This window comes from Lentzea sp. NPDC005914 (assembly GCF_040629405.1).
GTDB lineage: Bacteria > Actinomycetota > Actinomycetes > Mycobacteriales > Pseudonocardiaceae > Lentzea.
The window spans coordinates 55,639-77,190 of record NZ_JBEXVQ010000009.1 but is presented as its reverse complement, the minus strand read 5'-3'; the positions used below and the strand labels follow the sequence as shown (position 1 = coordinate 77,190).

Sequence of the window (21,552 nt, the reverse complement as noted above, 5' to 3'; positions counted from 1 at the left end):
GCATTTCGCGCGGGCCGTCAATGACAGAATCGCGCGCTCACCCCTTGATGCCGGTCTCCGTGACACCCCGGACCAGCAACCGTTGCAGCGCCACGAACACGATGACCAGAGGCAGGATCGACACCGCCGCGGCGAGGAACAGCTGCACCACGTCGATCGACTGCGCCGTGAGGAACGTCGACAGCGCCACCTGCACGGTCCACGAGTCCTGGTCCTGCGCGATCACGAGCGGCCAGAGGAACTGGTTCCAGCTCGTCACGAACGCGATCACGCCCAGCGCGGCGAAGAACCCCTTCGAGTTCGGCACCACGACCCGCCAGTAAGTGCCCCAGTGCCCGAGGCCGTCGATCCGCGCGGCCTCCTCCAGTTCGCGCGGGAAGTTCAGGAAGTACTGCCGGAACAGGAACGTCGTGAAGCCGCTGAACAGCCCGGGGATCACCAGGCCGCGCAGGTCGGACACCCAGCCCAGCGAAGAAACGACCACGAACGTCGGCACGAACGTCACGGCCGCCGGGACCATCAACGTGGCGACGACGAGGTACAGCACCACGTTCGCGTACCGGTAGGGAATCCGCGCGAGCCCGTACCCCGCCAGCCCGCACAGCAGCAGTTGCCCTGCCGTCTGCAGCACGGCGACGACGAGAGAGTTGACCATGCTGCGCACCAGCGGCACGGCCGGGTTGCTGAACAGCTCGGCGAAGTTCTCCCAGCGGATCGACCGCGGCCAGAACGTCCACGACGCCGCGGTGATCTCCTGCTCGGTCGCCAAGCCGTTGCGCAGCACCAGGTAGAACGGGATCAGGAACAACACCGCCGCCATCGACAGCGCCAGGTACCGCAGAGCCTTCATCGCGTGATCACCCGTCCCTGCAGCAGCGTCACGCCCGCGATGAGCAGGGTGAGGATCACCGCGCCCGCGCTGCCGTGCCCGAAGTCCTGCCCTCCCGACCCCAGCGCCGTGTAGTAGAGGTAGATCAACGGCGGCCGTGCGAACGGCGGGTAACCGCGGTCCGTCCCCAGCACGTTGTAGAACTCGTCGAACGCCTGGTACGCCGCGATGAGCAGCAACAGCACGACCGCCACCGACGTGGTTCGCAGCTGCGGCAACGTGATGTACCGCAGCGTCTGCCAGCCACGGGAAGCGCCGTCGATCCACGCGGCTTCGTAGAGGTGCCGCGGGATCCGCTGCAGCCCGGCGATGAAGAGGATCATGTAGAAACCGAGCTGCAGCCACAGCCGCAGCGTCACGAGCACCAGCCAGTACCAGGGCGGCGAGGTCGACACCGTCCACGCGACCGGTTCCGCGCCGAACCACCCCAGCACCGTGTTCGCGAGCCCGAACCGCACACCGTTGAAGATCGACAGCTTCCACACCAGCGACGCCACGACGTACGAGCACGCGGTCGGCAGGAAGAACACCGAACGGAAGAACCCCTGCATGAAGCTGATCTGGTTGACCAGCAACGCCAGCGCCAGCGCGAGCACGAACGTCAGCGGCACGATGAAGGCCGCGAACACGCTGAACGTGCCCAGGCTCGACAGGAACGGCTGGTCCGTCAGCATGTCCACGTAGTTGCGCAGCCCGACGAACTCGCTCGGCGTCACCGTGTTGCGGGCGTCGAAGAACGACAGCAGCAGGCTCCACCCGATCGGCACGTACACGAACACGACCAGCCCGATCGCGAACGGGCCGACGAACAGCCAGAACGCGCGCCCGTTGTTCATCCGTACAGGCGCTTCAACTCGTCCCGCACCTTGCCCGCAGCGGTTTTCAGCTCCTCATCAGCCTTCGCGCCATCACGGACCACCCGCGACACCGCGTCGTTGAACGCCGTCCGCATCACCGACGTCCAGTCCGGCGGGTTGGACGCTTTCGCGTTGTCCCGCACGAACTTCACCGCGTCGGCCGCTGCACCGGACGTCAGCTTCGACGCCTTCTCGGAGATGCTCTTGCGCGGTGGGATGTGGAAGCCGTAGCCGAGGTTGAAGTCCTCCTGGTAGTCGGTCTTCTCGATCCACAGCCAGCGCACGAACTCCTTCGCCTCGTCGACCCGCTTCGACTTGGCGTTGACCATCGCCCCGAACGCGCCGACCGGCACGCTCGGCCGTCCGTCGGAGGTGAGCTTCGGGAACGGCAGCACCCCGAAGTCGTCGCCCAGCGCCTTCTGCACGGCCGGAACCGCCCAGAGCCCGGTCCACTGCATCGCGACGAGACCCTGGGTGAACGCGTCCGGCTCCGCCCAGTCCTTCACCGCGCCGAGCAGCATGCTGCCGCTGGTGTACAGCTCGCGCAGCTTGCCGATCGCCTGTGCCGCAAGGGGATCGTCGAACCCGACCTGGTGGTCCCGCACGTAGTCGAGCCCCGCCGACCACAGCGCGGGCCCGCCCAGCACCCCGCCGCCACCGTCGTTGCCGGCGAACAGCCCCTTGACCCCGTCCCGCGTGAGCCGCTTCGAAGCATCGACCAGCTCATCCACAGTGGACGGCGGCTGGACACCCGCGGCAGCGAAGAAGCTCTTGCGGTAGAACAACATCTGCATGTCGACGGCCTGCGGTACCCCGTAGATCTTCCCGTCAACGGTGTGCGTCGCGAGAATCGACTCGGAGAAATCGCTCTTGGCGGCGCCGAAGACGTCGTCGAGCGGCACGACCTGATTCGCCCTGACCGAGCTGATCTGCAGGGTGGACTCGAAGACGTCCGGTCCGCCGTCGGACAGCAGGCTCGTCGCGAGCTTGGAGTCGTAGTCGCCGGGGTTCCACTGCACGTCGACCGGGATCTTGGTGTACGCCTTGGCGTAGCGCTCCACGGCCTGCTGCACGCCGGGTTCGCCGTAAGCGTGGTACCACTGCTTGAGGGCTTGGCCGCTGCCGCCCCGCCCGGTGTTCGAGCCGCACGCCGCCAGCAGGGCGCTCGCGCCCGCCAAGGAGAGAAGTCTGCGTCGGGAGATCACCCATCACGTCTTACTCCGATCACGTCGGGTGCGCGAGCGGTTACTCGAAGTGCGCGACGACGACGTTGGCGAAGTTCACGACGTACTCACGACCGTCCGGGCCCGCGATCGGCTGCGTGTGGCCGTTTCGGACGATCTGGGTCAACCGCGGCGCGAGGTCTTCCCGCGTCTCGGTCGTGACCGTGAGGGTGATGGGGTTCGGGTTCGCGGCGAGGAACAGCACAAGTCGGCTCATGCCGTTCAGCAAACCGCGTGCGAGTGCGGTGCTGAGGGCGGTTTCGCTGGTAGCGGTTCCGCCCTCAGCAGATCACTTGCGGAAGAAGCGCTCCCGCTGACCGAGGCGCACGAGCTTGAGCCACTCGACGAACGCCTTCGGGTCCCGCTTCACGGCGAGGAAGTACAGGCCGAACCGGAAGACCTCCAGCGCGCCCAGCTTCCGCATGCCCGGCTGCGACAGCAGGTAGCCGCGGTTGCGGTAGGTGTAGTAGCGCTTGATCGGGTTCTCCGGGTCCTGGGCGTGGAACTTGCCGCCCAGCATCGGCTTGAACTCGTCGGAGCCGTCCGGGTGCACGTACGCGACCCGCAGCGACGTGCCGAACGGCAGGCCGGAGCGGACCATCCGGCGGTGGATCTCCACCTCGTCGCCGCGGAAGAACAACCGGTAGTCCGGCACGCCCACGACGTCCAGCGTGGACGCGCGGAACAGCGCGCCGTTGAACAGCGACGCGATGCCCGGCAGGAAGTCCGTGCCGAGCTCGGCGGCCGAGCGCTTCCACGTCAGGCCGCGCCGCAACGGGAACGCCAGCTTGTCCGGGCTGTCGATGTTCGTGACGACCGGCGAGATCTCGGCGAGCTTGCGGCGCTCGGCCTCTTCGAGCAGCACGGCCAGCACGTGCTCGTCGGCCGGGCGGCCGTCGTCGTCGGCCAGCCACACCCAGTCCGCGCCCAGCGAGAGCGCGTGCAGGATGCCGAGCGCGAAACCGCCGGCGCCACCGAGGTTGCGGTGCGACGGCAGGTAGGTCGTGGGAAGCGGGCACTGCTCGACGAGGTCGTCGACCGGCTGGTCAGGACCGTTGTCGACGACGACCAGGTGGTCGGGGACGCGCGTCTGGGTCGCGAGCGCCTTGAGCGACTCGGCCAGCAGCTCGCGGCGATGGCGGGTGACCACCACCGCCACCACGGAGCCCTTGGGCAGTGCCTGGAGGTTCACGGTCTATTCGCCGCCATTTCCACTGAGGACGGGGGAGGAGTAGCCGAGCCGGGCGATCTGCTCGGGGCTCATGCGCTCGAAGGGGTCGTGGCCCTTGTACGCGGTGAGGACCTCGCGCAGACCGCCGTGCTGCTTGACCCGGCCTTCGTCCATCCAGATCGCCGTGTCGCAGAAGTCCAGCAGCGTCTCGTCCGAGTGGTTCGCGAAGACGAGCAGACCGGACCGCTTCACGAGGTCCTTCAGGCGTTCGCGGGCCTTCGCCATGAACGCCGCGTCGACCGCGCCGATGCCCTCGTCGAGCAGCAGGATCTCGGGGTCGATCGAGGTGACGACGCCGAGCGCGAGCCGCACGCGCATACCCGTCGAGTACGTGCGCAGCGGCATCTGCAGGTAGTCGCCGAGCTCGGTGAACTCCGCGATGTCGTCGACCCGCTTCTCCATCTCCTTGCGGGTCATGCCCAGGAAGAGGCCGCGGATCATGATGTTCTCGTACCCGGAGATCTCCGGGTCCATGCCGACGCCGAGGTCGAAGACCGGCGCGACCTTGCCGACGATGCGCTGGCTGCCGCGGGTCGGCTCGTAGATGCCCGCGAGCAGGCGCAGCAACGTCGACTTGCCGGCGCCGTTGTGGCCGACCAGACCGACTCGGTCGCCGTGCTTGAGCGACAGCGTGATGTCGTGCAGCGCCTCGATGATCGGGACGCGGCCCTCGGAGCCGATCTTGCCGCCGACCTTGCCGAGCGCGAGCTTCTTCAGCGACCTCGACTTGGCGTCGAAGATCGGGAAGTCGACGGATGCGTTCCAGACGTTGATGCTCACCATGATGTGCCGACCTCCCTCAGACCCAGTACGAAACGCGGGCGCGCCAGTTGCGAAGTGCCACGAGCGCGAGCGCCCAGCCGACGACGGTGAAGCCGCCGACCACCGCCCAGTGGTGCCAGTCGATGACGTGGCCCAGCAGCGGCGCTCTGACGACCTCGACGTAGTGGTAGATCGGGTTCAGCTCGGCGATCAGGATTCGCCAGCTGCCGCCGTCCTCACCGGCCACCTTGTTGAGCACACCGGCGTGCCAGACGATCGGCGTCATGAAGAACACCAGGTTGATGAAGCTGGTGACGACCGGCGGGATGTCCCGGAAGCGGGTGCTGATGATGCCGAAGAGCAGCGCGATCCAGATGCCGTTGATCGCCAGCAGCGCGAAGCCCGGGATGGCCAGCAGGATCTCCCAGCTGATGCCGGGCTTCTGCTGCGGGTCGTTGCTCATGAAGTAGGGCTGGCTGAGCGTCGGGAAGAAGATCGCCACCACGACGACGTAGACGATCAGGTTGTGCGCGAAGAACAGCGTTTGGCGCCACACCAACCTCAGCACGTGCACCGTTATGGGTGCCGGGAGGTGCTTGATGAGGCCCTCGTTGGAGATGAAGACGTCCGTGCCCTCGGTCACGCAGCCGAGGATGAAGCCCCAGATGACGAACCCGGCCGTGACGTACGGCAGGAACGTCGGCACGTTCTCCTTGAACAGCTGCGAGTACAGCAGACCGAGCGCCAGGGCTGTGGTGCCCATGGACACGGTGATCCACAGCGGGCCGATGACCGACCGGCGGTAGCGCTGCTTGATGTCCTGCCAGCCCAGATGACCCCACAGCTCACGGTGCTTCCAGGCCGTCGTGATGTCCTCGAAGGCGCGGCCGAACGTCCTGGAGTTCGCGGCAGGGGGTGCCTCAGGATGGTCGAGCGTACTGGTGGCTTGCACGAGGACTGAGCGTACCGGCGAGTTGTGGACGACCTCGCCCCCGGTCGGTCACGGCGAGGTCAATGTCCGATTTGGGCGGGAACTTCGTGAATCTTCACGACCACCTGCTCGTGGTCGACCGAGTACCCCTCGTAGCTGAACTCGATGCCGGTCTTGGCGACGTACTCCATCCACGCCTTGTGCTCGTGGTCGCGCCAGCCCTGGTAGTTGAAGTACTCGTCGAACAGCACGACCGACCCGGCCTGCAGACGAGGCCCGACCAGCTCCAGCACGGTCTTGGTGGAGGAGTAGAGGTCGCAGTCGACGTGCAGGAACGCGACGGGCCCCGCGTGCTCGGCCACGAAGCCGGGCAGCGTGTCGTCGAACCAGCCGGCGATGAGCTCCGCGCCCGGCACGTCCGGCAGCTGGTCGACGCCGAACGCCCCCGCCGCGAACCCGGTGCGCCAGTCCTCCGGCAACCCGGTGAACGAGTCGAAGCCGTACACCTCACGACCGGCGGAGGCCGCCGCGATGATCTTCAGCGTGGTGCCGGTGTAGACGCCGAACTCCAGCACCATGCCGTCGGTGTCCATGAGGCTCAGCGCGTGGTGCAGCGTGGAGTGCGGGTCGGGGAAGTGCGGAGCCGTCCGCATCTGCTCCAGCGCGAACCTGGCGCTGTCCGCGGCGGCGTCCCGTTCGGCCGCGAAGAGCAGGTCGCGGCGCTCGCGGTGCTCGTAGTTCGCGGTCAGCTCCGCGATCCGGTCGCCCTGGTACCGCAGCGCCTCGTTGAGCTGGTGCTGGAGGTCGTCGATGCGCCCCTGCTGAACCATGTGATAGGGCCGTACGACGTCGTCGATCGCCTGCATCAGCCTGCTGCGGACGGCCTTGCGGAAGTAGCCGGGTTCTAGGCTCCGGCGAACTCGGTCGAGCACGTTCGACTCCTCACACCACTCCAGCTGTGCGCCGCATGGTAGGCCCACCGGCGAGTCAGAGGTACTGCCCAGTCCCCTTGCCCGTGGGGCCGCCGTCGTGCGCGTCGCCGCTGCCCGCCGGAAGGGCCCGCCCGCGCATCTGCTCGAGCTGCGCGCGGGCAGCCATCTGCTGGGCGAACAGGGCCGTCTGGATGCCGTGGAACAGGCCTTCGAGCCAGCCGACGAGCTGGGCCTGGGCGATGCGCAGCTCGGCGTCGCTCGGAGTGCCCTCCTCGGTGAACGGCAGCGAGAGGCGCTCCAGCTCGTCGCGCAGCTCCGGTGCCAGGCCGTCCTCGAGCTCCTCGATGGACCGCCGGTGAATCTCCTTGAGCCTGATGCGGCTCGCCTCGTCCAGAGGCGCCGCCCGCACCTCCTCGAGCAGCTGCTTGATCATCGTGCCGATCCGCATGACCTTCGCCGGCTGTTCGACCATGTCGGTGATGTCGCCGTCCTGGCCGCCGACGATGACGACTGGCTGATCCTGGTTCATGGTCTCCATCCTGGCCTCTTTGTCTCCAGTGGGGTCATCCGGGTGCATGTCGGTCCTCGTTCGCGATAGTCGCGGCCGAGGGGCCCGGAGACGGCACCGCCGAAGCAGCCGAATACGCCCGGTATGAGGCTGCTTCGGCGGCACCGTCTCCGGGCCTCTCGCCCGTGACTCTCATCGAACAGAACCAACATGCACCCGGATGCCGGGTGGGGGCTGGCCAACACCGTGTTTGCGTTCATACGTACGGTGTGTGGCATGGCGTTCGACGTCGCGCGGGTACGAGGGCTCTTCCCCGCGCTCGGCGACGGCTGGGTCCACCTCGACGCACCGGCCGGCATGCAGGTGCCCGAGCAGGTGGCCACCGCCGTCTCCACCGCGTTGCGAGCCCCGGTCTCCGGGCCGGGCGGCATCTTCCCCGCCTCGCAACGGGCCGAGGCCATCGTGGACGCCGCCCGCAGGTCCGTGGCGGACCTCGTCGGCGGTGACCCGGCGGGTGTCGTGCTCGGCCCGTCGTCCGCGGTGCTGCTGCAACGTCTCGCTGATGCGATGACGGACGACTGGTTCATGGGCGACGAGGTGCTCGTCTCCAGGCTGGACCACCCGGCGAACATCGCGCCGTGGCTGCGCGCCACCCAGCGCACCGGCAGCGCGGTCAAATGGGCAGAGATCGACATCGAGACCTGCGAGCTGCCCGGCTGGCAGTACGACGAGCTGGTCACCGACCGCACGAAGCTCATCGCGATCACCGCGGCGTCCGGGGTGGTGGGAACCCGCCCGGACCTCGGCAAGATCTCCGCGGTGGCTCGCGCGCACGGGTCGCTGATGGTCGTGGACGCGTCTTCGGCCGCGCCTTTCGTGCCGTTGGACATCGTCGACATGGGTGCCGACGTCGTGGCCATCTCCGCTGGTCAGTGGGGTGGTCCGCCGGTCGGCGCGCTGGTGTTCCGCGACCCGTCGGTGCTGGAGCGGCTGCCGTCGGTCTCGGTCGATCCCACGGCGCGGGGTCCCGAGCGGCTGGAGCTCGGTCCGCACGCCTATCCGATGCTCGCCGGGCTCGTCGCGTCCGTGGAGTACCTCGCGGACCTCGACGACGCGGCTTCGGGCACGCGCCGTGAGCGTCTCGTCACCTCTCTGAGCTCGGTGAAGGCGTACCAGGCCGGACTGCTCGCTAATCTCATCAACGAACTGCGTTCGCTGCGGCACGTGATGGTGATCGGCGACGCCATGCGCAGGGTTCCCGCGCTGGCGTTCACGGTCGCCGGGGTCAAGGCGGAGGACAGCGTGGAACACCTCGCGTCACGAGGCGTCTGCGCGTTCGCCGACCCCGGTCAGCACGGGGTGTTCTCGGTGCTGGGCGTCGGTGAGGTCGGCGGCGCCATCCGCGTCGGGCTCGCGCACTACACGAACGCTGTCGAGGTGGATGACCTGGTGAGGGCGGTAGCCGAACTGGGCTGAGGCTGGGGAGATCATTTCGTTGGACGACTCGCTTGCTCGCGAGCTCGCCGATCTCTCGGCCCTGCAGCGCATCGGATCGCTCGACACCGAGTACCTGCCACAGCTCTCCGGCGACCTGCGTCCGGCGGCCCTCGTCGCCGTGATGGACGAGATCGTGCTCGGCGCGCGGACCGTGCTCGTGGAACTGGGCTGCGGCTCGACCTCGGTCCTGCTCGCACGGTTGTTGCAGCAGCGCGGTTTCGGGCATCTGCTGTGCATCGAGAACGACGAACGCACGGCGGCTTTCGTTGCTTCACAACTACGTCGCGAAGGTCTGGGCTCGGTCGCACGGGTCGTGCACGCGCCGTTGTCGCGGCATCCGGCGGCGTTGTCGCGGCACGGCCAGTGGTACGCGCCGCAGCAGGTGCACGACGAGGTGCTCGCGTACATCGACCAGTTCGGCCTGGTGGACCTGCTGCTCGTGGACGGGCCGGGCTTCGGCGACTCACGTTATCCGGCGTTGCCCGTGTTGCGCGCGGTGCTGGCGCCCGGTGCGACGGTGCTGGTGGACGACGTCGATCGGCCGGACGAGCAGGCCGTGCTGACGCGGTGGTCCGAGGAGTTCGGGCTGAAGTTCCGCACGGCTCCCCGGACCTCGCTGGCGGGAACTACCGCTCTCGCTTGAGCAGGACCTTCCCGAAGACGTCGCTGGCTTCCAGCAGCCGGTGCGCCTCGGCCGCGTCCGACATCGGCACCGTGCGCCCGACGATCGGCTGCACCGCACCGCTTTCGATCAACGGCCACAGGTGCTCGCGGACCTGCGCCACGATCGCGCCCTTGCTGTCGACGCTTCGGCCGCGCAGACCCGTTGCCATCACCGAGGCGCGCTTGGTGAGGAGCTTGCCGATCGGCAGCTCGCCCTTCACGCCGCCCTGCATACCGATGATCATCAACCGGCCGTCCGGGGCGAGGACGTCGATGTTGCGCGGCAGGTAGGAGGCGCCCATGTTGTCGAGGACGACGTCGGCCTGCTTCACCTCGGCCACGAAGTCCTGGGTCTTGTAGTTGACCAGGACGTCCGCGCCGAGCTCAGCGCATTTGGCCAGGCGCTCGTCGGAACCCGCCGTGACCGCGACCGTGCAGCCGAGTGCCTTGGCGACCTGGATCGCGTGCGTGCCGATACCGCCCGCGCCGCCGTGCACGAGGAACGTCTCGCCGAGCTTCAGACGGCCGTCCATCACGACGTTGGACCACACCGTGCACGCCACCTCGGGCAGCGCGGCGGCCGTGACCAGGTCGACGCCCTTGGGCAGCGGCAGGACCTGTGGTGCCGGGACCGCGACCTTCTCCGCGTAGCCGCCGCCGGCCAGCAGCGCGCACACCTCGTCGCCGACGTTCCAGCCGGTCACGCCCTCGCCGAGCGCCGCGATCGTGCCGGAGCACTCCAGGCCGATGATCTCCGGCGCACCGGGTGGCGGCGGGTAGAAGCCCTGGCGTTGCAGCAGATCCGCGCGGTTGACCGCACTCGCGGCGACGTCGATCAGCACCTCACCGGGACCGGGCACGGGATCGGGGACCTCGGTCCACTCGAGCACCTCGGGGCCACCGGGTTCGCGAACAGTGATGGCATGCATACAGTCGACCGTAATACCGTTCGACAGGTCGGGCACCATCGGAACATGGATGCCTGGCCACTGCGACACCTCGTTCTGCGCACCCCGCGCCTGGAGCTGCGCCCGGACGACGACGAGGGCCTGCTCGAGCTCGTCGACGTGGCTCTCGCCGGTGTGCACGACCCGGCGGAGATGCCGTTCAGCGTGCCGTGGACCGACTGGCTTCCGAATGATCACGGCATGGGCATGGTGCAGTTCTACTGGGGGCAGCGCGCGAAGATCGCCCGCGGGGACTGGACGATCAACTTCATCGCGCGATTCGAGGGCAAGGCGATCGGCGTGCAGTCGATCAGCGGGCACGACTTCGGCGCGCTGCGCGAGGTGCACACCGGGTCGTGGCTCGGCCAGAAGTTCCAGGGCAGCGGTCTCGGCACGGAAATGCGGGTCGGCGTGCTTCAGTTCGCGTTCGACCACCTGGACGCGCGCATCGCTCGTTCGGCGGCTTGGCTCGGAAACCACGCGTCGAACCGGGTCAGCGCGAAACTCGGCTACGTGCCCGACGGCACCATCAGCGTCGCACCGCGCGGAGCACGCCTTGAGCAGGTGCGATTGCGGTTGGACGCCTCGGATTTCGTGCGCCCGCAGTGGGACGTCTCGGTCGAGGGCCTTGCTGAGTGTGTTCAGTTGCTCACGAACTGAACTCCCGCCGACCGCAGGTTGTGGCCCAAGTCTCCTTTTTGTGAGGGTTCAGCGAGGTCCGAACGAAGGGGAACGTTCATGTCTGGCAGATCCAAGCTGGCGACAGTGCTTGCCATCTCGGCACTAGTCGCAGCCCCTACCGCCACCGCGTCCGCCGCGGCAGAACCAGCAGGCCCCGCACTGGCCAAGAAACTCGCGAAGAAGGTGACCACCGAGGGGGTCAACCGGCACCTGATCGCGTTGCAGCGCATCGGTGACCGCAACGGCGGCACCCGCGCCGCCCTCACACCCGGCTACGACGCGAGCGTCGACTACGTCGCGGGCAAGCTCCGCGACGAGGGCTTCATCGTCTCGACGCCGACCTTCAGCTTCGACATCCCGGTCACGGACGCCGAGCTGGCCCGCGTCGACGGCGTGAACTACCAGGCGCTGATCATGGCCGCCTCACCGCAGACCCCGGTCGGCGGCATCACCGGCCCGCTGCGCGTCGTCCCGGAGGACACCACCACGGGTTGCGAGGCGTCCGACTTCGCCGGCCAGGACTTCACCGGCTCCATCGCCCTGATCCGCCGCGGCGGCTGCACGTTCGCGCAGAAGCACCTCAACGCGTTCGCGGCAGGCGCCATCGCCGTGCTGGTCTCGAACAACGTCGCCGGTCCGCTGTCCAACGTGACGCTGACCGACCCCGGCAAGATCCCCGTCGGCGGCATCTCCCAGGCCGACGGCACCACGCTGATCGGCAAGGCCGGCGCCTCGGTCACCGTCGACATGCGCTTCCACACCGAGAGCCGCACCCAGCGCAACATCACCGCCCAGACCCGCACCGGCCGCACCAACAACGTCGTCATGGCCGGCTCACACCTCGACTCGGTCGAGGCGGGCCCCGGCATCAACGACAACGGCTCCGGCTCCGCCGCCCTGCTGGAGACCGCGCTGCAACTGGGCTCGCGCCCGAAGGTCGACAACGCCATCCGCTTCGCCTGGTGGGGCGCCGAGGAGCGCGGCCTGATCGGCTCGACCCAGTACGTCCGCTCGCTGACGTTCGAACAGCAGCTGGACATCGCCCTGTACCTGAACTTCGACATGATCGCCTCGCCGAACGCCGCCTACTTCATCTACGACGGCGACAACTCCGACGGCGTGGGCTCCCCTGCCGGCCCGTACGGCTCGGCGCAGATCGAGAAGGCCTTCGCCGACTACTTCGTCGCCACGGGCGTCCCGACCGAGGGCACGGACTTCTCAGGCCGCTCGGACTACGGCGAGTTCATCGCGCAGGGCATCCCGGCCGGCGGCCTGTTCACCGGCGCCGAGGGCGTCAAGACCGCGGCCCAGGCAGCCAAGTGGGGCGGCACCGCGGGCGCCGCCTACGACGCCTGCTACCACTCGAAGTGCGACAACCTGGGCAACCTCGACCGGGTCGCGCTGGGCCGCAACGCAGGCGCCGTCGCGTTCGTGACCGCCACCTATGGCGTGTCCACTGAGGACGTCAACGGCGTGCCCCCGCGCTCGAAGCGCGCGGCGGCTCGTTCGTCGGCCGGCCTGATGAAGGCCGCCACGCACGACGACCACTCGCACGCGGCCGTCGCGTAGTTCCGTGAACGAGGAAGGCCGGGTCTCCTTCGGGAGGCCCGGCCTTCTCGCGTTTCCGGGCTGTCAGCCCAGGTTGTTCGTGTCGAACGTGTTGCAGCGCGCCGGATCCCCGGTCTGCAGCCCCGTCGTGAACCACTTCTGCCGCTGCGCCGAGGTGCCGTGGCTGAACTTGGTCGTGTCGACCCGCCCGCCACCGAGCTCGCGCTGGATGAAGTCGTCACCGATGCGCGAGGCGGCGTCCAGGGCGGCGTTGACGTCCTCCTGGGTGATGTTCGAGATGAGCGGCTGACCGTTGGACGACGGGACCGTCGTCGCGTGGTTGCCCCACGCACCCGCGTAGCAGTCGGCCTGCAGCTCCAGCCGCACCGAGTCCGACGTGGGGCCGGTGCGGGAGCTGACGCGATCTGAGGTGCCCAGCTGGTTCTGGATGTGGTGGCCGTACTCGTGGGCCAGCACGTAGGCCTCGACGAACGGGCCGCCCTGCGCGCCGAACTTGGTGCGCAGCTCGTTGAAGAAGTCGAGGTCGATGTACACCTGGGAGTCGGCCGGGCAGTAGAACGGGCCGACCGCCGAGGTGGCGTTGCCGCAGCGGGTGTTCACGCTGTTGCGGAAGAAGTTGGTCTTGGTGACCTGGTAGGTCTTGCCGGAGCGCGCGAACTGGTCCTGCCAGAAGCCCTGGATCGAGTTGATCGTGGCCACGATCCGGCAGTCGGCGTCGCGGTTCGCGTCGGCGCCGGTCTTGCACTTCTCGGCCAGCTGGCCCGACTCGACCTGGGTGTTGCTGCCCATGCCCTCCAGGCCGCTCGTGGGCAGCTGGATGCCGGTGAACTGCTGCACCAGGAAGTAGATGATCAGGCCGACCACGCCGAGACCGCCGCCGACGCCGGCGACACGGCCGCCCACGCCGCGCTGGTCCGAGACCTGAGAAAGATCGAGTTCCGCACCTTCGTTGAACTGCACCGCAATCCTCCCGCCAAGGACCCCGTGGGGTGGGTGCCGCAAACGATAAAGCACGAAACATGCCTTGGTGCGGAGCCCGACGTCGGGGCACCGCACCAAGGCTTTCCCATTTGGTAGTGACGACTACGGCCCACGAAAGTTGGCGTGGCGCTCAGCCGGTGACGCCATGAGACGTCAGCGATGCCGAGCTCAACAGCGTCGAAGTGCACCGAGCGACGCCGATGGCGCCTGGGCACCCGAAACCTCGTGTCCCGTTGCTACACAGTCGCGACCGGACCGGTCACGTCCGATCCACTCGCGGGGATGCAACAGACCGCGTTTCGCCACAGCGAGGAGATACCTGCACAGCACCACCTACCCCTTCTGGGCGTGGCCTCCGGTGGTCTAGTTCATTCACCTTCCGGTTGCCAGCTCGTTATCGAGCATGCGCTTGATCGCCACATTTCTCAACACCTCACCCGAAACCTGAATTGGTGAAGTCAGACGGGTGACCAGCGGAGATCGACTGTGCAGACAGCAATCGCCCGGCGAGAGCGTGCTCGCCGGGCGATTGTGAGAAACAGTCAGAAAACGAACTGAAAACGATCAGAGTTCGATGATCAGGCCTTCGTGACGCGACGTGCGCCGCGGCGTGCCATGACGCCCGCGGTCATCAGGCCGAGGCCCACCAGCAGGAACTCCAGCGGGTCCGCGCCGGTCCTGGACAGGTTCAGGATCGGGGAGGCCTGCGACGCCTTGTTGCCGGTCTGCGGGACGCCGGCACCCGAGTCGTCGTTGCCGGTGTTGCCGCCGCCGGAGTTGTTGTCGTCGTTGTTGCCGCCGCCGGGGGTGCCGCCGTTGTCGGGCGGGGTCTGGCCGGGAGGCGTCTGCCCCGGAGGCGTCTGTCCGGGCGGGGTCTGGCCGGGGGGCTGCTCGCCGGGGGGCTCCTCGCCCGGAGGCTCCTCACCGGGGGCCTCGGTCTTGCCGCAGTCACCGCTCGCGGTGCCGAGCACGGCCGCGCTGGTGCCGCAGACGGTCACCGGGGCCTCGATGGTGCCGTTGGGCTTCTCCGGCTTGGTCTCGCCGCAGCTGCCAGAGCCGCCGCCGGCGACGCCGACCGAGTTGCCGCACACCGTGACCGGTGCGGAGACGAGCGCCTTGTCGGCCTGGACGCGCGCGGCGGGCTTCTCGTCGCACGTGGCGTCGCTGTTGCCCAGCACGTTGATCGCGTTGCCGCAGATCTTGACCGGGACGCTCACCAGGTTGCCGACGCGGACCTCGTCGTCGACGTTGAGCGGTACCGGAACGGCCTGGGCGAACCCGGCGGTCCCGACCATGATGCCGCCGGCCAGGAGGGCCGCGGACATGGTCCTGTTGAGGTTCTTGCGCATGACTGTTCTCCCTGGAGTGGAATGACTGATCCCTGTGCGTGGCTGTGTCGCCGCGGGATCAATCCGGGGAGAACGTCGGTTCCTCCGCGCGCACGATGCGCGGCACGTCTTGCTGCTCTGTGCTGATGAGAGACGTCGTGGTGGTGGGCGGGCGCATCGCGTACGTGAGCGTGCCCGCCGGGATCTGGTTGCTCGTGCTCGTCCCGGCGCCGCTCTGCGGGAGTGTGCCGGTGATCGGCTGCTCCACCTGCGGTTGCTGGGGCACGGGAGCGGGGTTCGTGGGCCGCGTCGTCAACGGCGGCGGCGACGTGTGCTGCTCCTGCGGCGCCTCGGCGGGGACGACCGGCGCTTCGACGACCGGCCGAGGCGCCGGCGGGGCCGCGGGAACTGGTTCGGGAGGCTCGACACGCGGGGCCGGCGCTGGTGGCCGGGGTGCTTCCGGTTGCTGCGGAACGAGCCCGGTCTCGACCTTCAGGCCGACGTCGACGACGGGGAGCTTCACCTCGACCTGGAGCTGGTCGATCTCGACCTTGACGTCGGCGTTCGCCTCACCTGAGCTGCCCAGCAGCCAGGCGCCGGTCACCAGACCGGCGAGCAGCAGGAGCCGACGCAACCAGGACATCGGCCCTCACCCTAGATCAAATGGAGCAGCCTGACACGCGAAAAGGCCATCTCGGCGACTTTCGTCGCCGAGATGGCCTTCAGCTGCGTTCTGCGGTTACGGCTGCTGCGTGATGCGGTCGGTCGCCGGAGCCTTCTGGTTGGGATGTGCGCCCAGGTAGTCGGCGAACGCGAGCAGGTCGTCCTTTCCACCGGTGGTTTCGTCCTTGGGAGCCTTGGTGAACTCGCTGAAACCGTCACCACCGCTCGCGAGGAAGTTGTTGACCGTCACGCGGTACTTCGCGCTCGGGTCGAGAGCAACGCCGTTGATCGTGACGCCGGAGACCTTCGAGCCGAACGCCGCCGAGGCGGTCCAGGTGTACTTCAGGCCCGCGGAGGGCTGCAGCACGAACGTCCTGGCCGCGGTGAACTGCTGCTCCAACACGTTCTTGAGCTGCTCGCCGGTCAGCGTGATCGTCTGCAGGAGGTTGCTGAACGGCTGAACGGTGAAGCCCTCTTCGTAGGTCACCACGCCGTCGCCTTCAGCCCCCTTCGCCTTGTACGTCAGGTCCGCACGCACGCCGCCGGGGTTCATCAGCGCGACCACCGCGCTGCCGGTGCTCTTGGTGGACTCGAGCTGCGCGTCGGCGATCAGGTTGCCCAGCGGCGACTCACCGGAGGGGGCCTGCGCCTTGACGATGTCCTCGCTGATCGAGCCGATCGGCTTGACCGCGATCGGGCCGGACTTCTGCTTGGCCAGGTCGATCACGGACTGGATGACCGGGTCCGGCGTGACCGTGCGGGTGACGATCTTGTTGTCGGCCTTGGTCTCGCCGCGGACGACGTCGCGCGTCCGGCGGTCGATCTTGAGGTCGACCACGCTGAGCTCACGACCGAACGCCAGACCCTCGATGAACGGCCGCGGGTTGCCGGCCGGGTCCTTGACCACGCAGTTGTAGTGCTGGTGGCTGTGGCCGGAGAAGACCGCGTCGATCTTCGGGCTGACCTGGGTGGCGATGGTGGTGCCGGGGTTGTTCGGCGCGACGTTGCAGGCGTTGGGCCCACCGGTCGGCGCGGTGACCTGGTCGCCCTGGTGGATCAGCAGGACGATGGACTTCACGCCGATCGCGTCGAGGAAGTTGGCGTACTTGTTGGCCGCCTTGACCTCGTCGCCGAACTGGAGCTCCTTGATGCCGTCCGGGTTGACCAGGATCGGCACGTCCTTGAGCGGCATGCCGATGAAACCGATCGGCATGCCGTCGCGGATCTCCACCCAGAACGGCGGCAGCGCGGGCAGCCCGGTCTTGGCGCTGGTGACGTTCGCACCGAGGATCGGGAAGTGCGCGCCGGGGTAGGTGTCGCGGAACTGGCAGCCGTCAGTCGGGTGGCAGCCACCGCGCTGCATGCGCAGAAGCTCCTTGTAGCCCTCGTCGAACTCGTGGTTGCCCGCCGCGGTCGCGTCCATGCCGACCTTGTTGAGCACCTCGATCGTGGGCTCGTCGTGGAACAGCGCCGACACGAGCGGCGATCCGCCGATCAGGTCACCCTGCCCGACGACCACCGAGTTCTTGACCTCCTTCTGGAGGTTCTTGATGTGCGTCGCGTTGAAGGCGGCACCACCGGCGTCGACGGTCGTGCCGTCAGGCTGGATGACGCGCCCGGACGACCCGGTCGGCGGCTCGAGGTTGCCGTGCAGGTCGTTGATACCGATCAGGCGCACGTCCACGGTGCCTCGACCGCGCAGTGACTGGACATCGGCCTGCGCGGGCCCGGTGGTGCTGATGACAGTGGCCGCGGCAGCGGTGATCGCCAGAACGGTAAGCCGTCTGAACGAACTCATGGGTAAGAGCCTCTCCGACAAGGCGTGGTTAACGCGCGTGTACGGCGGAGGAGTCTGCCTCCCGATCGTCGCGTTTACCAGAGGAATGACCTTATCGACACTTGCAGGTTTAGCCTTGTTCTCGTGACGTCTAGTGAGCACGAGCCGCGCTGGCTCGATGACGGCGAGATGCGTGCGTGGCGCACCTACGTGAACGGTTCCTCCATGCTCATGGACCGCCTGCACCGAGAGCTGCAGGACACCCACGGAGTGTCACTGGCCGACTACGAAATCTTGGTCAGGTTGTCGGAGCAGCCCAACCAACGCATGCGCATGACCCAGCTGGCCGAGGACGTGGCCTCCTCGAAGTCCCGCGTCTCCCATCAGGTGGCCCGCATGGAGAAGGCCGGCCTGGTGCTGCGCCGCGAGTGCACCGAGGACGGCCGCGGCGTACTGGCCGAACTGACCCAGAAGGGCATGGCCCAGTTGGTGGAAGCAGCCCCGACACACCTCGCCGGAGTGCGCGCGCACATCGTCGACCTGCTCACGCCCGAGGAGGGCGAGGTGCTTGCCAAGGTGTTCGACCGGGTCATGACACACCTGCGGGAGTCGAACGGCTAGGCTTCTCGGCTGACGCCGGTGGCGTCGGGGAAGCGTGGCAGAGCGGCCGAATGCACCCGCCTTGAAAGCGGGAGACGGGCAACCGTCCGGGGGTTCAAATCCCTCCGCTTCCGCAATCCGACCAGGGGCGGTGCACCACGGTGCACCGCCCCTGAGCTGCATCTACCCCCAGAACCCGCACTGGTGCTGAGCCACGAAGTCGACGGGCCCGACCTGCCCCGGCGCCAGACTCTCCACCACGCCCCGAGGCCATCCAGGCCTGCCGGAAGCCGCGAACCGGGCCCAGGCGTCGATCATCTGGTCCGACAGCTGCCGCTGCTCAGGCGTCAACGTCGTGCCGTACGTGAACAGGTACTGCAGTTCCGACGAGTGATACGCCTTGTAGGGGAACGGTGGTAGCCGCAGGAACATCGGCGCGTTCCGGTCCGCGAACTCGTAGCGGAAGGCGGAGAGCAGCAGCCCCTCGTGATGTGCTGGGCAGGCCCAGGACCGGTCGGTGACGGTGGCGGACAGTTCCGGGCGCGCGTCGCCGTCTCCGTCCAGCGGGTATCGGGCGACGAGCGCGTCCGCCCGTTCCGGCCCGTGTCGTTTTACGAGCTCCGCCCGGTACTGCGCATCCGGAATCGGCGACGGATTGAACAGCGAGGTGAACAACGTGTCCTCGTCGCGAGTTCCGCCGATCATCACGGGCATCCGGTGGAACCGTCCGTCCTCAATGGCCTCCACCGGATTATGAGGCAGCACGGAAGTCCCATAGGCAGGGCGGTTGAACGTCCGGACGACAGTGCCGTCGAGGAAACGGGAGACGTCCAGGGAGCGCAGGCATTGGATGGACGAGCAGCCCAGGTCCAGGGCCGCGCCGTTCTGCTCCACCTGGGATCGGGGCAACCAGGTGGGCGCGAAAACCGTTGGGCCGCCACCGAACAACGTTCCGCAGGCACCGCTTTGAATGATGGCCTTGTCGAACAGGCGCCGCGGCGACGTCAGCAGTCCACATGCGCTCATGCCGCCCGCGGACTCACCGAAGATCGTGACGTTCGCCGGGTTGCCGCCGAAGGCCGCGGCGTTGCGGCGAACCCAGGACAGGGCCTTCTGCTGGTCGTCCAGACCGAACGAGCCGGAGCCCGGCAGCCCTGGATAGCCGAAGAAACCCAGCGCGCCCAGCCGGTAGTTGATCGTCACCACGACGACGCCAGCGCGGGCGGCGAACGCTCGGGCGTCGTACTCGCCGCCGCTGCCCGTCATGAAGTTGCCGCCGTGAATCCACACCATCACCGGCAGACGGTGTCCGGACGCGGGCGTGGTCACGTTCAGGTACAGGCAGTCTTCCGCCGTGCTGGCGGGGGTTCCGAGTCCGGCGACCTGGGCGCAGCGCGGCGCTGGGGCCGTCGCGTCGCGGACGCCTTGCCAGGGGGCTGCGGGTTCGGCGAAGCGGAAACGGACGGGCGGCGCCGCGTACGGGATGCCCTGGAACAGCCGGTAGGTGCTGGTGGCGGTGCCGCGGACCACGCCCTTGTCGGTGCGGACGTGATCGTTGGCGGAAGCGTGGGCCGTCACGGGCGTGGTCAGGGTCAGAGCGATGAGCGCGGTCAAGAGTCTTCGCATCGGGGAACTCCCTCGTCCACCTCGGGCGATGGAACATAGGCCGGGGCCAGGGGGCGCCGATACGGTCGAGGCGCAAATGTGGTCGAAGGGCCGGAGCCCGGCCCTTCGACTGGATCAGCGGCGCGCTACGGCCAGCAACCGGTGGCTGCCGACCTGGAACGCACTTCCGTCGGTGTCGCCGAACAGCTCGACCGAACCGAACCCGGCGCCCTGCAGCATCCGGGTCAGCTCGCCGGCCGTGTAGACGTGTTGTACGCAGGTCGACTGCTGGGTCCGCTCACCGTCGGTGAACGTGAAGTCGATCAGCAGTCGGCCTGAGGCCACGTCGTAGGAATTCACGGCGACCATGTCGACGCCGCCGGCGGACAGCGAGATCGAGCCCGGCAAGGACGGCAGCAACGACTCCGCCGCGCAGTTGTAGTCGATCACGAGAACTGGTGCGGCGGCGGCGAAATCGGACAGCAGGCGCAGAGAACCCGCGTGGTCCAAATAGCCGAAGCTGTTTCCCAGGCACAGCGCCAGGTCGGCATCAATGCCGTGAGACGCCAGGGAGGAAAGGTCTCCCTGGCGCCAGTCCAGTGAAGGTGCCGACGCGCGGGCGAAAGCGATGGCCTCGGCGGAAATGTCGAGACCGACCACCGAGTAGCCGCGCCGCGCCAGTTCGATGCTGTGCCGGCCGCTCCCGCACGGGGCGTCCAGCACGCGCGGGCCGGCTCCCAGGCCGACGATGAAGTCGACCTCCGACCGGGTCTGCGAGGGCTGGACGGCACCGCGCCAGAAACCGTTGGCGAGATCGGTGAAGAACGAGGTGTACCAAGTCAAGGTAGGAACTCCTGGTGAGCACGAAGTGAGGAAACGTGTCACCGGGCACTGAAGAGGCGCCCGGTGTGTCCGGGGCTGCCCATGGCATCAACCTTGTCTCGAGAGAGGTTGGGCTCCACTGAACCACGTCCGGACCGGAACCAGAACTGGTTTTACGGCTGGACGGACCGGGGCGTGGAGAAGCGGATCATGTTGCCCGACGGGTCGCGGAAGGCGCAGTCGCGGACGCCGTAGAACTGGTCCATCGGCTCCTGCAGCACCTCGGCGCCGGTCGCGCGGACCTGTTCGAACTTCGCGTCCACGTCGTCGATCTCGAAGATGACGCCGTGCAGGGATCCCTTGGCCAGCAACGCGTTCAGCGTCTCGTGGTCGGTGGGCGGGACGGGTGGACCTACCAAGGACAGGCCGATCTCGATGTCCGGCTGGCCGGCGGGACCGACGGTGAGCCAGCGGTAGTCCTCGACGGACTCGTCGGTGCGGACTTCGAGACCCACGACGTCGCGGTAGAACTTCAGCGCCGCGTCCTGGTCGTGGACGAAGAGGAACGTGTGCGAGAGCTTCATGTCACGAAAACCTAGCCACGGCCCGTGCGCGACGCTTCTCGAAACCTGCTCGGTCGCGTCAGGCCCTTCAGATGGCATCCCGGCACGGCGGCCAGCGCGGAATGGGAGCGCGCCCGGTAGGCGGACGGGGTCTCGCCGACCAGTTCGGTGAAGCGGGCGGAGAACGAGCCGAGCGACGTGCAGCCGACCTCGACGCAGACCTCGGTCACGGACAGGGTTCCCAACCGCAGCAACGCCTTCGCGCGCTCGATGCGCCTGGTCATCAGGTAGCCGTACGGGGTTTCGCCGTAGGCCGCGCGGAACTGGCGGGCGAAGTGCGAGGGTGACATCAGGGCGGCGCGGGCCATCGCCGGCACGTCCAGCGGCCTGGCGTACTCGCGGTCCATCAGGTCGCGCGCCCGGCGCAGGTGCGCGAGGTCCGAAGGTGTCACGAACCCAGCATGCCAGCAGGGGCCAGGCACAGCTGTGCGCGCTGTGCTCACGCTTTAGGAAGGCCTTTGGT

At 68.0% G+C, this 21,552-nt stretch carries 23 protein-coding genes and 1 tRNA gene; 6 read left to right on the top strand and 18 right to left on the bottom strand.

The window, feature by feature from the left end; genetic code table 11:
• Positions 1–37: 37 nt before the first annotated feature.
• The 9 genes from ABZ345_RS15030 to ABZ345_RS14990 all read right to left on the bottom strand — a co-directional run bounded on the left by ABZ345_RS15030 (position 38) and on the right by ABZ345_RS14990 (position 7,354).
• Complete coding sequence (locus ABZ345_RS15030) at positions 38–820, bottom strand: carbohydrate ABC transporter permease (RefSeq protein WP_359848314.1); 783 nt, start codon at positions 818–820, stop codon at positions 38–40.
• Between the two features lie 26 nt (positions 821–846).
• Positions 847–1,725, bottom strand: a complete 879-nt coding sequence (locus tag ABZ345_RS15025) for a sugar ABC transporter permease (RefSeq protein WP_359847718.1) — start codon at positions 1,723–1,725, stop codon at positions 847–849.
• Positions 1,722–2,924, bottom strand: coding sequence for a sugar ABC transporter substrate-binding protein (locus ABZ345_RS15020; RefSeq protein ID WP_359847715.1), 1,203 nt, complete (start codon positions 2,922–2,924; stop codon positions 1,722–1,724). Before ABZ345_RS15020 ends, ABZ345_RS15025 begins: the two co-directional genes overlap by 4 nt.
• A gap of 67 nt (positions 2,925–2,991) precedes the next feature.
• Entirely contained in the window at positions 2,992–3,186 is a 195-nt protein-coding gene (locus ABZ345_RS15015) for a hypothetical protein (RefSeq protein ID WP_359847712.1), read from the bottom strand.
• A 72-nt stretch (positions 3,187–3,258) separates the two neighbouring features.
• Positions 3,259–4,161 carry a glycosyltransferase family 2 protein gene (locus ABZ345_RS15010; RefSeq protein ID WP_359847710.1) on the bottom strand — a complete coding sequence of 301 codons (903 nt, stop codon included), beginning with the start codon at positions 4,159–4,161 and terminating at the stop codon, positions 3,259–3,261.
• Positions 4,162–4,164: 3 nt separating this feature from the next.
• Positions 4,165–4,983: an ABC transporter ATP-binding protein gene (locus ABZ345_RS15005; RefSeq protein WP_359847707.1), complete on the bottom strand. Its 819-nt coding sequence runs from the start codon at positions 4,981–4,983 to the stop codon at positions 4,165–4,167.
• Positions 4,984–4,999: 16 nt separating this feature from the next.
• On the bottom strand, positions 5,000–5,914 hold the full coding sequence (locus ABZ345_RS15000) for an ABC transporter permease (RefSeq protein WP_359847704.1): 915 nt from the start codon (positions 5,912–5,914) through the stop codon (positions 5,000–5,002).
• Positions 5,915–5,973: 59 nt separating this feature from the next.
• Positions 5,974–6,825 (bottom strand): class I SAM-dependent methyltransferase, encoded by an 852-nt coding sequence (locus ABZ345_RS14995; RefSeq protein ID WP_359847701.1) that lies wholly within the window; start codon positions 6,823–6,825, stop codon positions 5,974–5,976.
• A gap of 55 nt (positions 6,826–6,880) precedes the next feature.
• Positions 6,881–7,354, bottom strand: a complete 474-nt coding sequence (locus tag ABZ345_RS14990; RefSeq protein ID WP_359847699.1) for a bacterial proteasome activator family protein — start codon at positions 7,352–7,354, stop codon at positions 6,881–6,883.
• Positions 7,355–7,609: 255 nt separating this feature from the next.
• Here ABZ345_RS14990 and ABZ345_RS14985 point away from each other — a divergent pair, with 255 nt between their 5' ends.
• Complete coding sequence (locus tag ABZ345_RS14985) at positions 7,610–8,809, top strand: cysteine desulfurase-like protein (RefSeq protein ID WP_359847696.1); 1,200 nt, start codon at positions 7,610–7,612, stop codon at positions 8,807–8,809.
• A 19-nt stretch (positions 8,810–8,828) separates the two neighbouring features.
• On the top strand, positions 8,829–9,473 hold the full coding sequence (locus tag ABZ345_RS14980; protein ID WP_359847693.1) for a class I SAM-dependent methyltransferase: 645 nt from the start codon (positions 8,829–8,831) through the stop codon (positions 9,471–9,473).
• Here ABZ345_RS14980 and ABZ345_RS14975 read toward each other — a convergent pair.
• Positions 9,457–10,422, bottom strand: coding sequence for an NAD(P)H-quinone oxidoreductase (locus ABZ345_RS14975; protein WP_359847690.1), 966 nt, complete (start codon positions 10,420–10,422; stop codon positions 9,457–9,459). The genes ABZ345_RS14980 and ABZ345_RS14975 overlap by 17 nt on opposite strands.
• Before the next feature lie 45 nt (positions 10,423–10,467).
• Between ABZ345_RS14975 and ABZ345_RS14970 the strand changes: the two genes are divergently transcribed.
• Entirely contained in the window at positions 10,468–11,100 is a 633-nt protein-coding gene (locus tag ABZ345_RS14970) for a GNAT family N-acetyltransferase (protein WP_359847687.1), read from the top strand.
• 78 nt (positions 11,101–11,178) lie between these two features.
• Positions 11,179–12,690 carry a M28 family metallopeptidase gene (locus ABZ345_RS14965; RefSeq protein WP_359847684.1) on the top strand — a complete coding sequence of 504 codons (1,512 nt, stop codon included), beginning with the start codon at positions 11,179–11,181 and terminating at the stop codon, positions 12,688–12,690.
• Positions 12,691–12,753: 63 nt separating this feature from the next.
• Here ABZ345_RS14965 and ABZ345_RS14960 read toward each other — a convergent pair whose 3' ends face one another.
• The 4 genes from ABZ345_RS14960 to ABZ345_RS14945 all read right to left on the bottom strand — a co-directional run bounded on the left by ABZ345_RS14960 (position 12,754) and on the right by ABZ345_RS14945 (position 17,460).
• On the bottom strand, positions 12,754–13,650 hold the full coding sequence (locus ABZ345_RS14960; protein WP_359847681.1) for a neutral zinc metallopeptidase: 897 nt from the start codon (positions 13,648–13,650) through the stop codon (positions 12,754–12,756).
• 599 nt (positions 13,651–14,249) lie between these two features.
• Positions 14,250–15,020 (bottom strand): hypothetical protein, encoded by a 771-nt coding sequence (locus ABZ345_RS14955; RefSeq protein WP_359847678.1) that lies wholly within the window; start codon positions 15,018–15,020, stop codon positions 14,250–14,252.
• A 58-nt stretch (positions 15,021–15,078) separates the two neighbouring features.
• Positions 15,079–15,642, bottom strand: a complete 564-nt coding sequence (locus tag ABZ345_RS14950; RefSeq protein ID WP_359847675.1) for a hypothetical protein — start codon at positions 15,640–15,642, stop codon at positions 15,079–15,081.
• A 96-nt stretch (positions 15,643–15,738) separates the two neighbouring features.
• The gene (locus tag ABZ345_RS14945) at positions 15,739–17,460 is read right to left on the bottom strand and encodes a bifunctional metallophosphatase/5'-nucleotidase (protein ID WP_359847672.1); all 1,722 of its coding nucleotides are present in this window, start codon (positions 17,458–17,460) and stop codon (positions 15,739–15,741) included.
• A 168-nt stretch (positions 17,461–17,628) separates the two neighbouring features.
• Between ABZ345_RS14945 and ABZ345_RS14940 the strand changes: the two genes are divergently transcribed.
• Positions 17,629–18,060, top strand: a complete 432-nt coding sequence (locus ABZ345_RS14940; RefSeq protein WP_045310758.1) for a MarR family transcriptional regulator — start codon at positions 17,629–17,631, stop codon at positions 18,058–18,060.
• 28 nt (positions 18,061–18,088) lie between these two features.
• Positions 18,089–18,173 (top strand) — tRNA-Ser (locus tag ABZ345_RS14935).
• Positions 18,174–18,222: 49 nt separating this feature from the next.
• Here the strand turns inward: ABZ345_RS14935 and ABZ345_RS14930 are convergent.
• From ABZ345_RS14930 to ABZ345_RS14915, 4 genes are all read right to left on the bottom strand, one after another.
• Positions 18,223–19,665 carry a carboxylesterase family protein gene (locus ABZ345_RS14930; RefSeq protein WP_359847669.1) on the bottom strand — a complete coding sequence of 481 codons (1,443 nt, stop codon included), beginning with the start codon at positions 19,663–19,665 and terminating at the stop codon, positions 18,223–18,225.
• A gap of 114 nt (positions 19,666–19,779) precedes the next feature.
• Entirely contained in the window at positions 19,780–20,487 is a 708-nt protein-coding gene (locus tag ABZ345_RS14925; protein WP_359847666.1) for a class I SAM-dependent methyltransferase, read from the bottom strand.
• A 152-nt stretch (positions 20,488–20,639) separates the two neighbouring features.
• Entirely contained in the window at positions 20,640–21,050 is a 411-nt protein-coding gene (locus ABZ345_RS14920) for a VOC family protein (protein WP_359847663.1), read from the bottom strand.
• A gap of 11 nt (positions 21,051–21,061) precedes the next feature.
• Positions 21,062–21,481, bottom strand: coding sequence for a helix-turn-helix transcriptional regulator (locus tag ABZ345_RS14915; protein WP_359847660.1), 420 nt, complete (start codon positions 21,479–21,481; stop codon positions 21,062–21,064).
• Positions 21,482–21,552: the final 71 nt, after the last annotated feature.

What these genes read in the sequence shown, in the direction of transcription:
- ABZ345_RS15030 (WP_359848314.1), bottom strand. Translation starts at nt 820, where the DNA reads ATGGCGGCGGTGTTGTTCCTGATCCCGTTCTACCTGGTGCTGCGCAAC.
- ABZ345_RS15025 (WP_359847718.1), bottom strand. Translation starts at nt 1,725, where the DNA reads ATGAACAACGGGCGCGCGTTCTGGCTGTTCGTCGGCCCGTTCGCGATC.
- ABZ345_RS15015 (WP_359847712.1), bottom strand. Translation starts at nt 3,186, where the DNA reads ATGAGCCGACTTGTGCTGTTCCTCGCCGCGAACCCGAACCCCATCACC.
- ABZ345_RS15005 (WP_359847707.1), bottom strand. Translation starts at nt 4,983, where the DNA reads ATGGTGAGCATCAACGTCTGGAACGCATCCGTCGACTTCCCGATCTTC.
- ABZ345_RS14990 (WP_359847699.1), bottom strand. Translation starts at nt 7,354, where the DNA reads ATGAACCAGGATCAGCCAGTCGTCATCGTCGGCGGCCAGGACGGCGAC.
- ABZ345_RS14985 (WP_359847696.1), top strand. Translation starts at nt 7,610, where the DNA reads ATGGCGTTCGACGTCGCGCGGGTACGAGGGCTCTTCCCCGCGCTCGGC.
- ABZ345_RS14975 (WP_359847690.1), bottom strand. Translation starts at nt 10,422, where the DNA reads ATGCATGCCATCACTGTTCGCGAACCCGGTGGCCCCGAGGTGCTCGAG.
- ABZ345_RS14970 (WP_359847687.1), top strand. Translation starts at nt 10,468, where the DNA reads ATGGATGCCTGGCCACTGCGACACCTCGTTCTGCGCACCCCGCGCCTG.
- ABZ345_RS14965 (WP_359847684.1), top strand. Translation starts at nt 11,179, where the DNA reads ATGTCTGGCAGATCCAAGCTGGCGACAGTGCTTGCCATCTCGGCACTA.
- ABZ345_RS14955 (WP_359847678.1), bottom strand. Translation starts at nt 15,020, where the DNA reads ATGCGCAAGAACCTCAACAGGACCATGTCCGCGGCCCTCCTGGCCGGC.
- ABZ345_RS14950 (WP_359847675.1), bottom strand. Translation starts at nt 15,642, where the DNA reads ATGTCCTGGTTGCGTCGGCTCCTGCTGCTCGCCGGTCTGGTGACCGGC.
- ABZ345_RS14945 (WP_359847672.1), bottom strand. Translation starts at nt 17,460, where the DNA reads ATGAGTTCGTTCAGACGGCTTACCGTTCTGGCGATCACCGCTGCCGCG.
- ABZ345_RS14940 (WP_045310758.1), top strand. Translation starts at nt 17,629, where the DNA reads ATGCGTGCGTGGCGCACCTACGTGAACGGTTCCTCCATGCTCATGGAC.
- ABZ345_RS14930 (WP_359847669.1), bottom strand. Translation starts at nt 19,665, where the DNA reads ATGCGAAGACTCTTGACCGCGCTCATCGCTCTGACCCTGACCACGCCC.
- ABZ345_RS14920 (WP_359847663.1), bottom strand. Translation starts at nt 21,050, where the DNA reads ATGAAGCTCTCGCACACGTTCCTCTTCGTCCACGACCAGGACGCGGCG.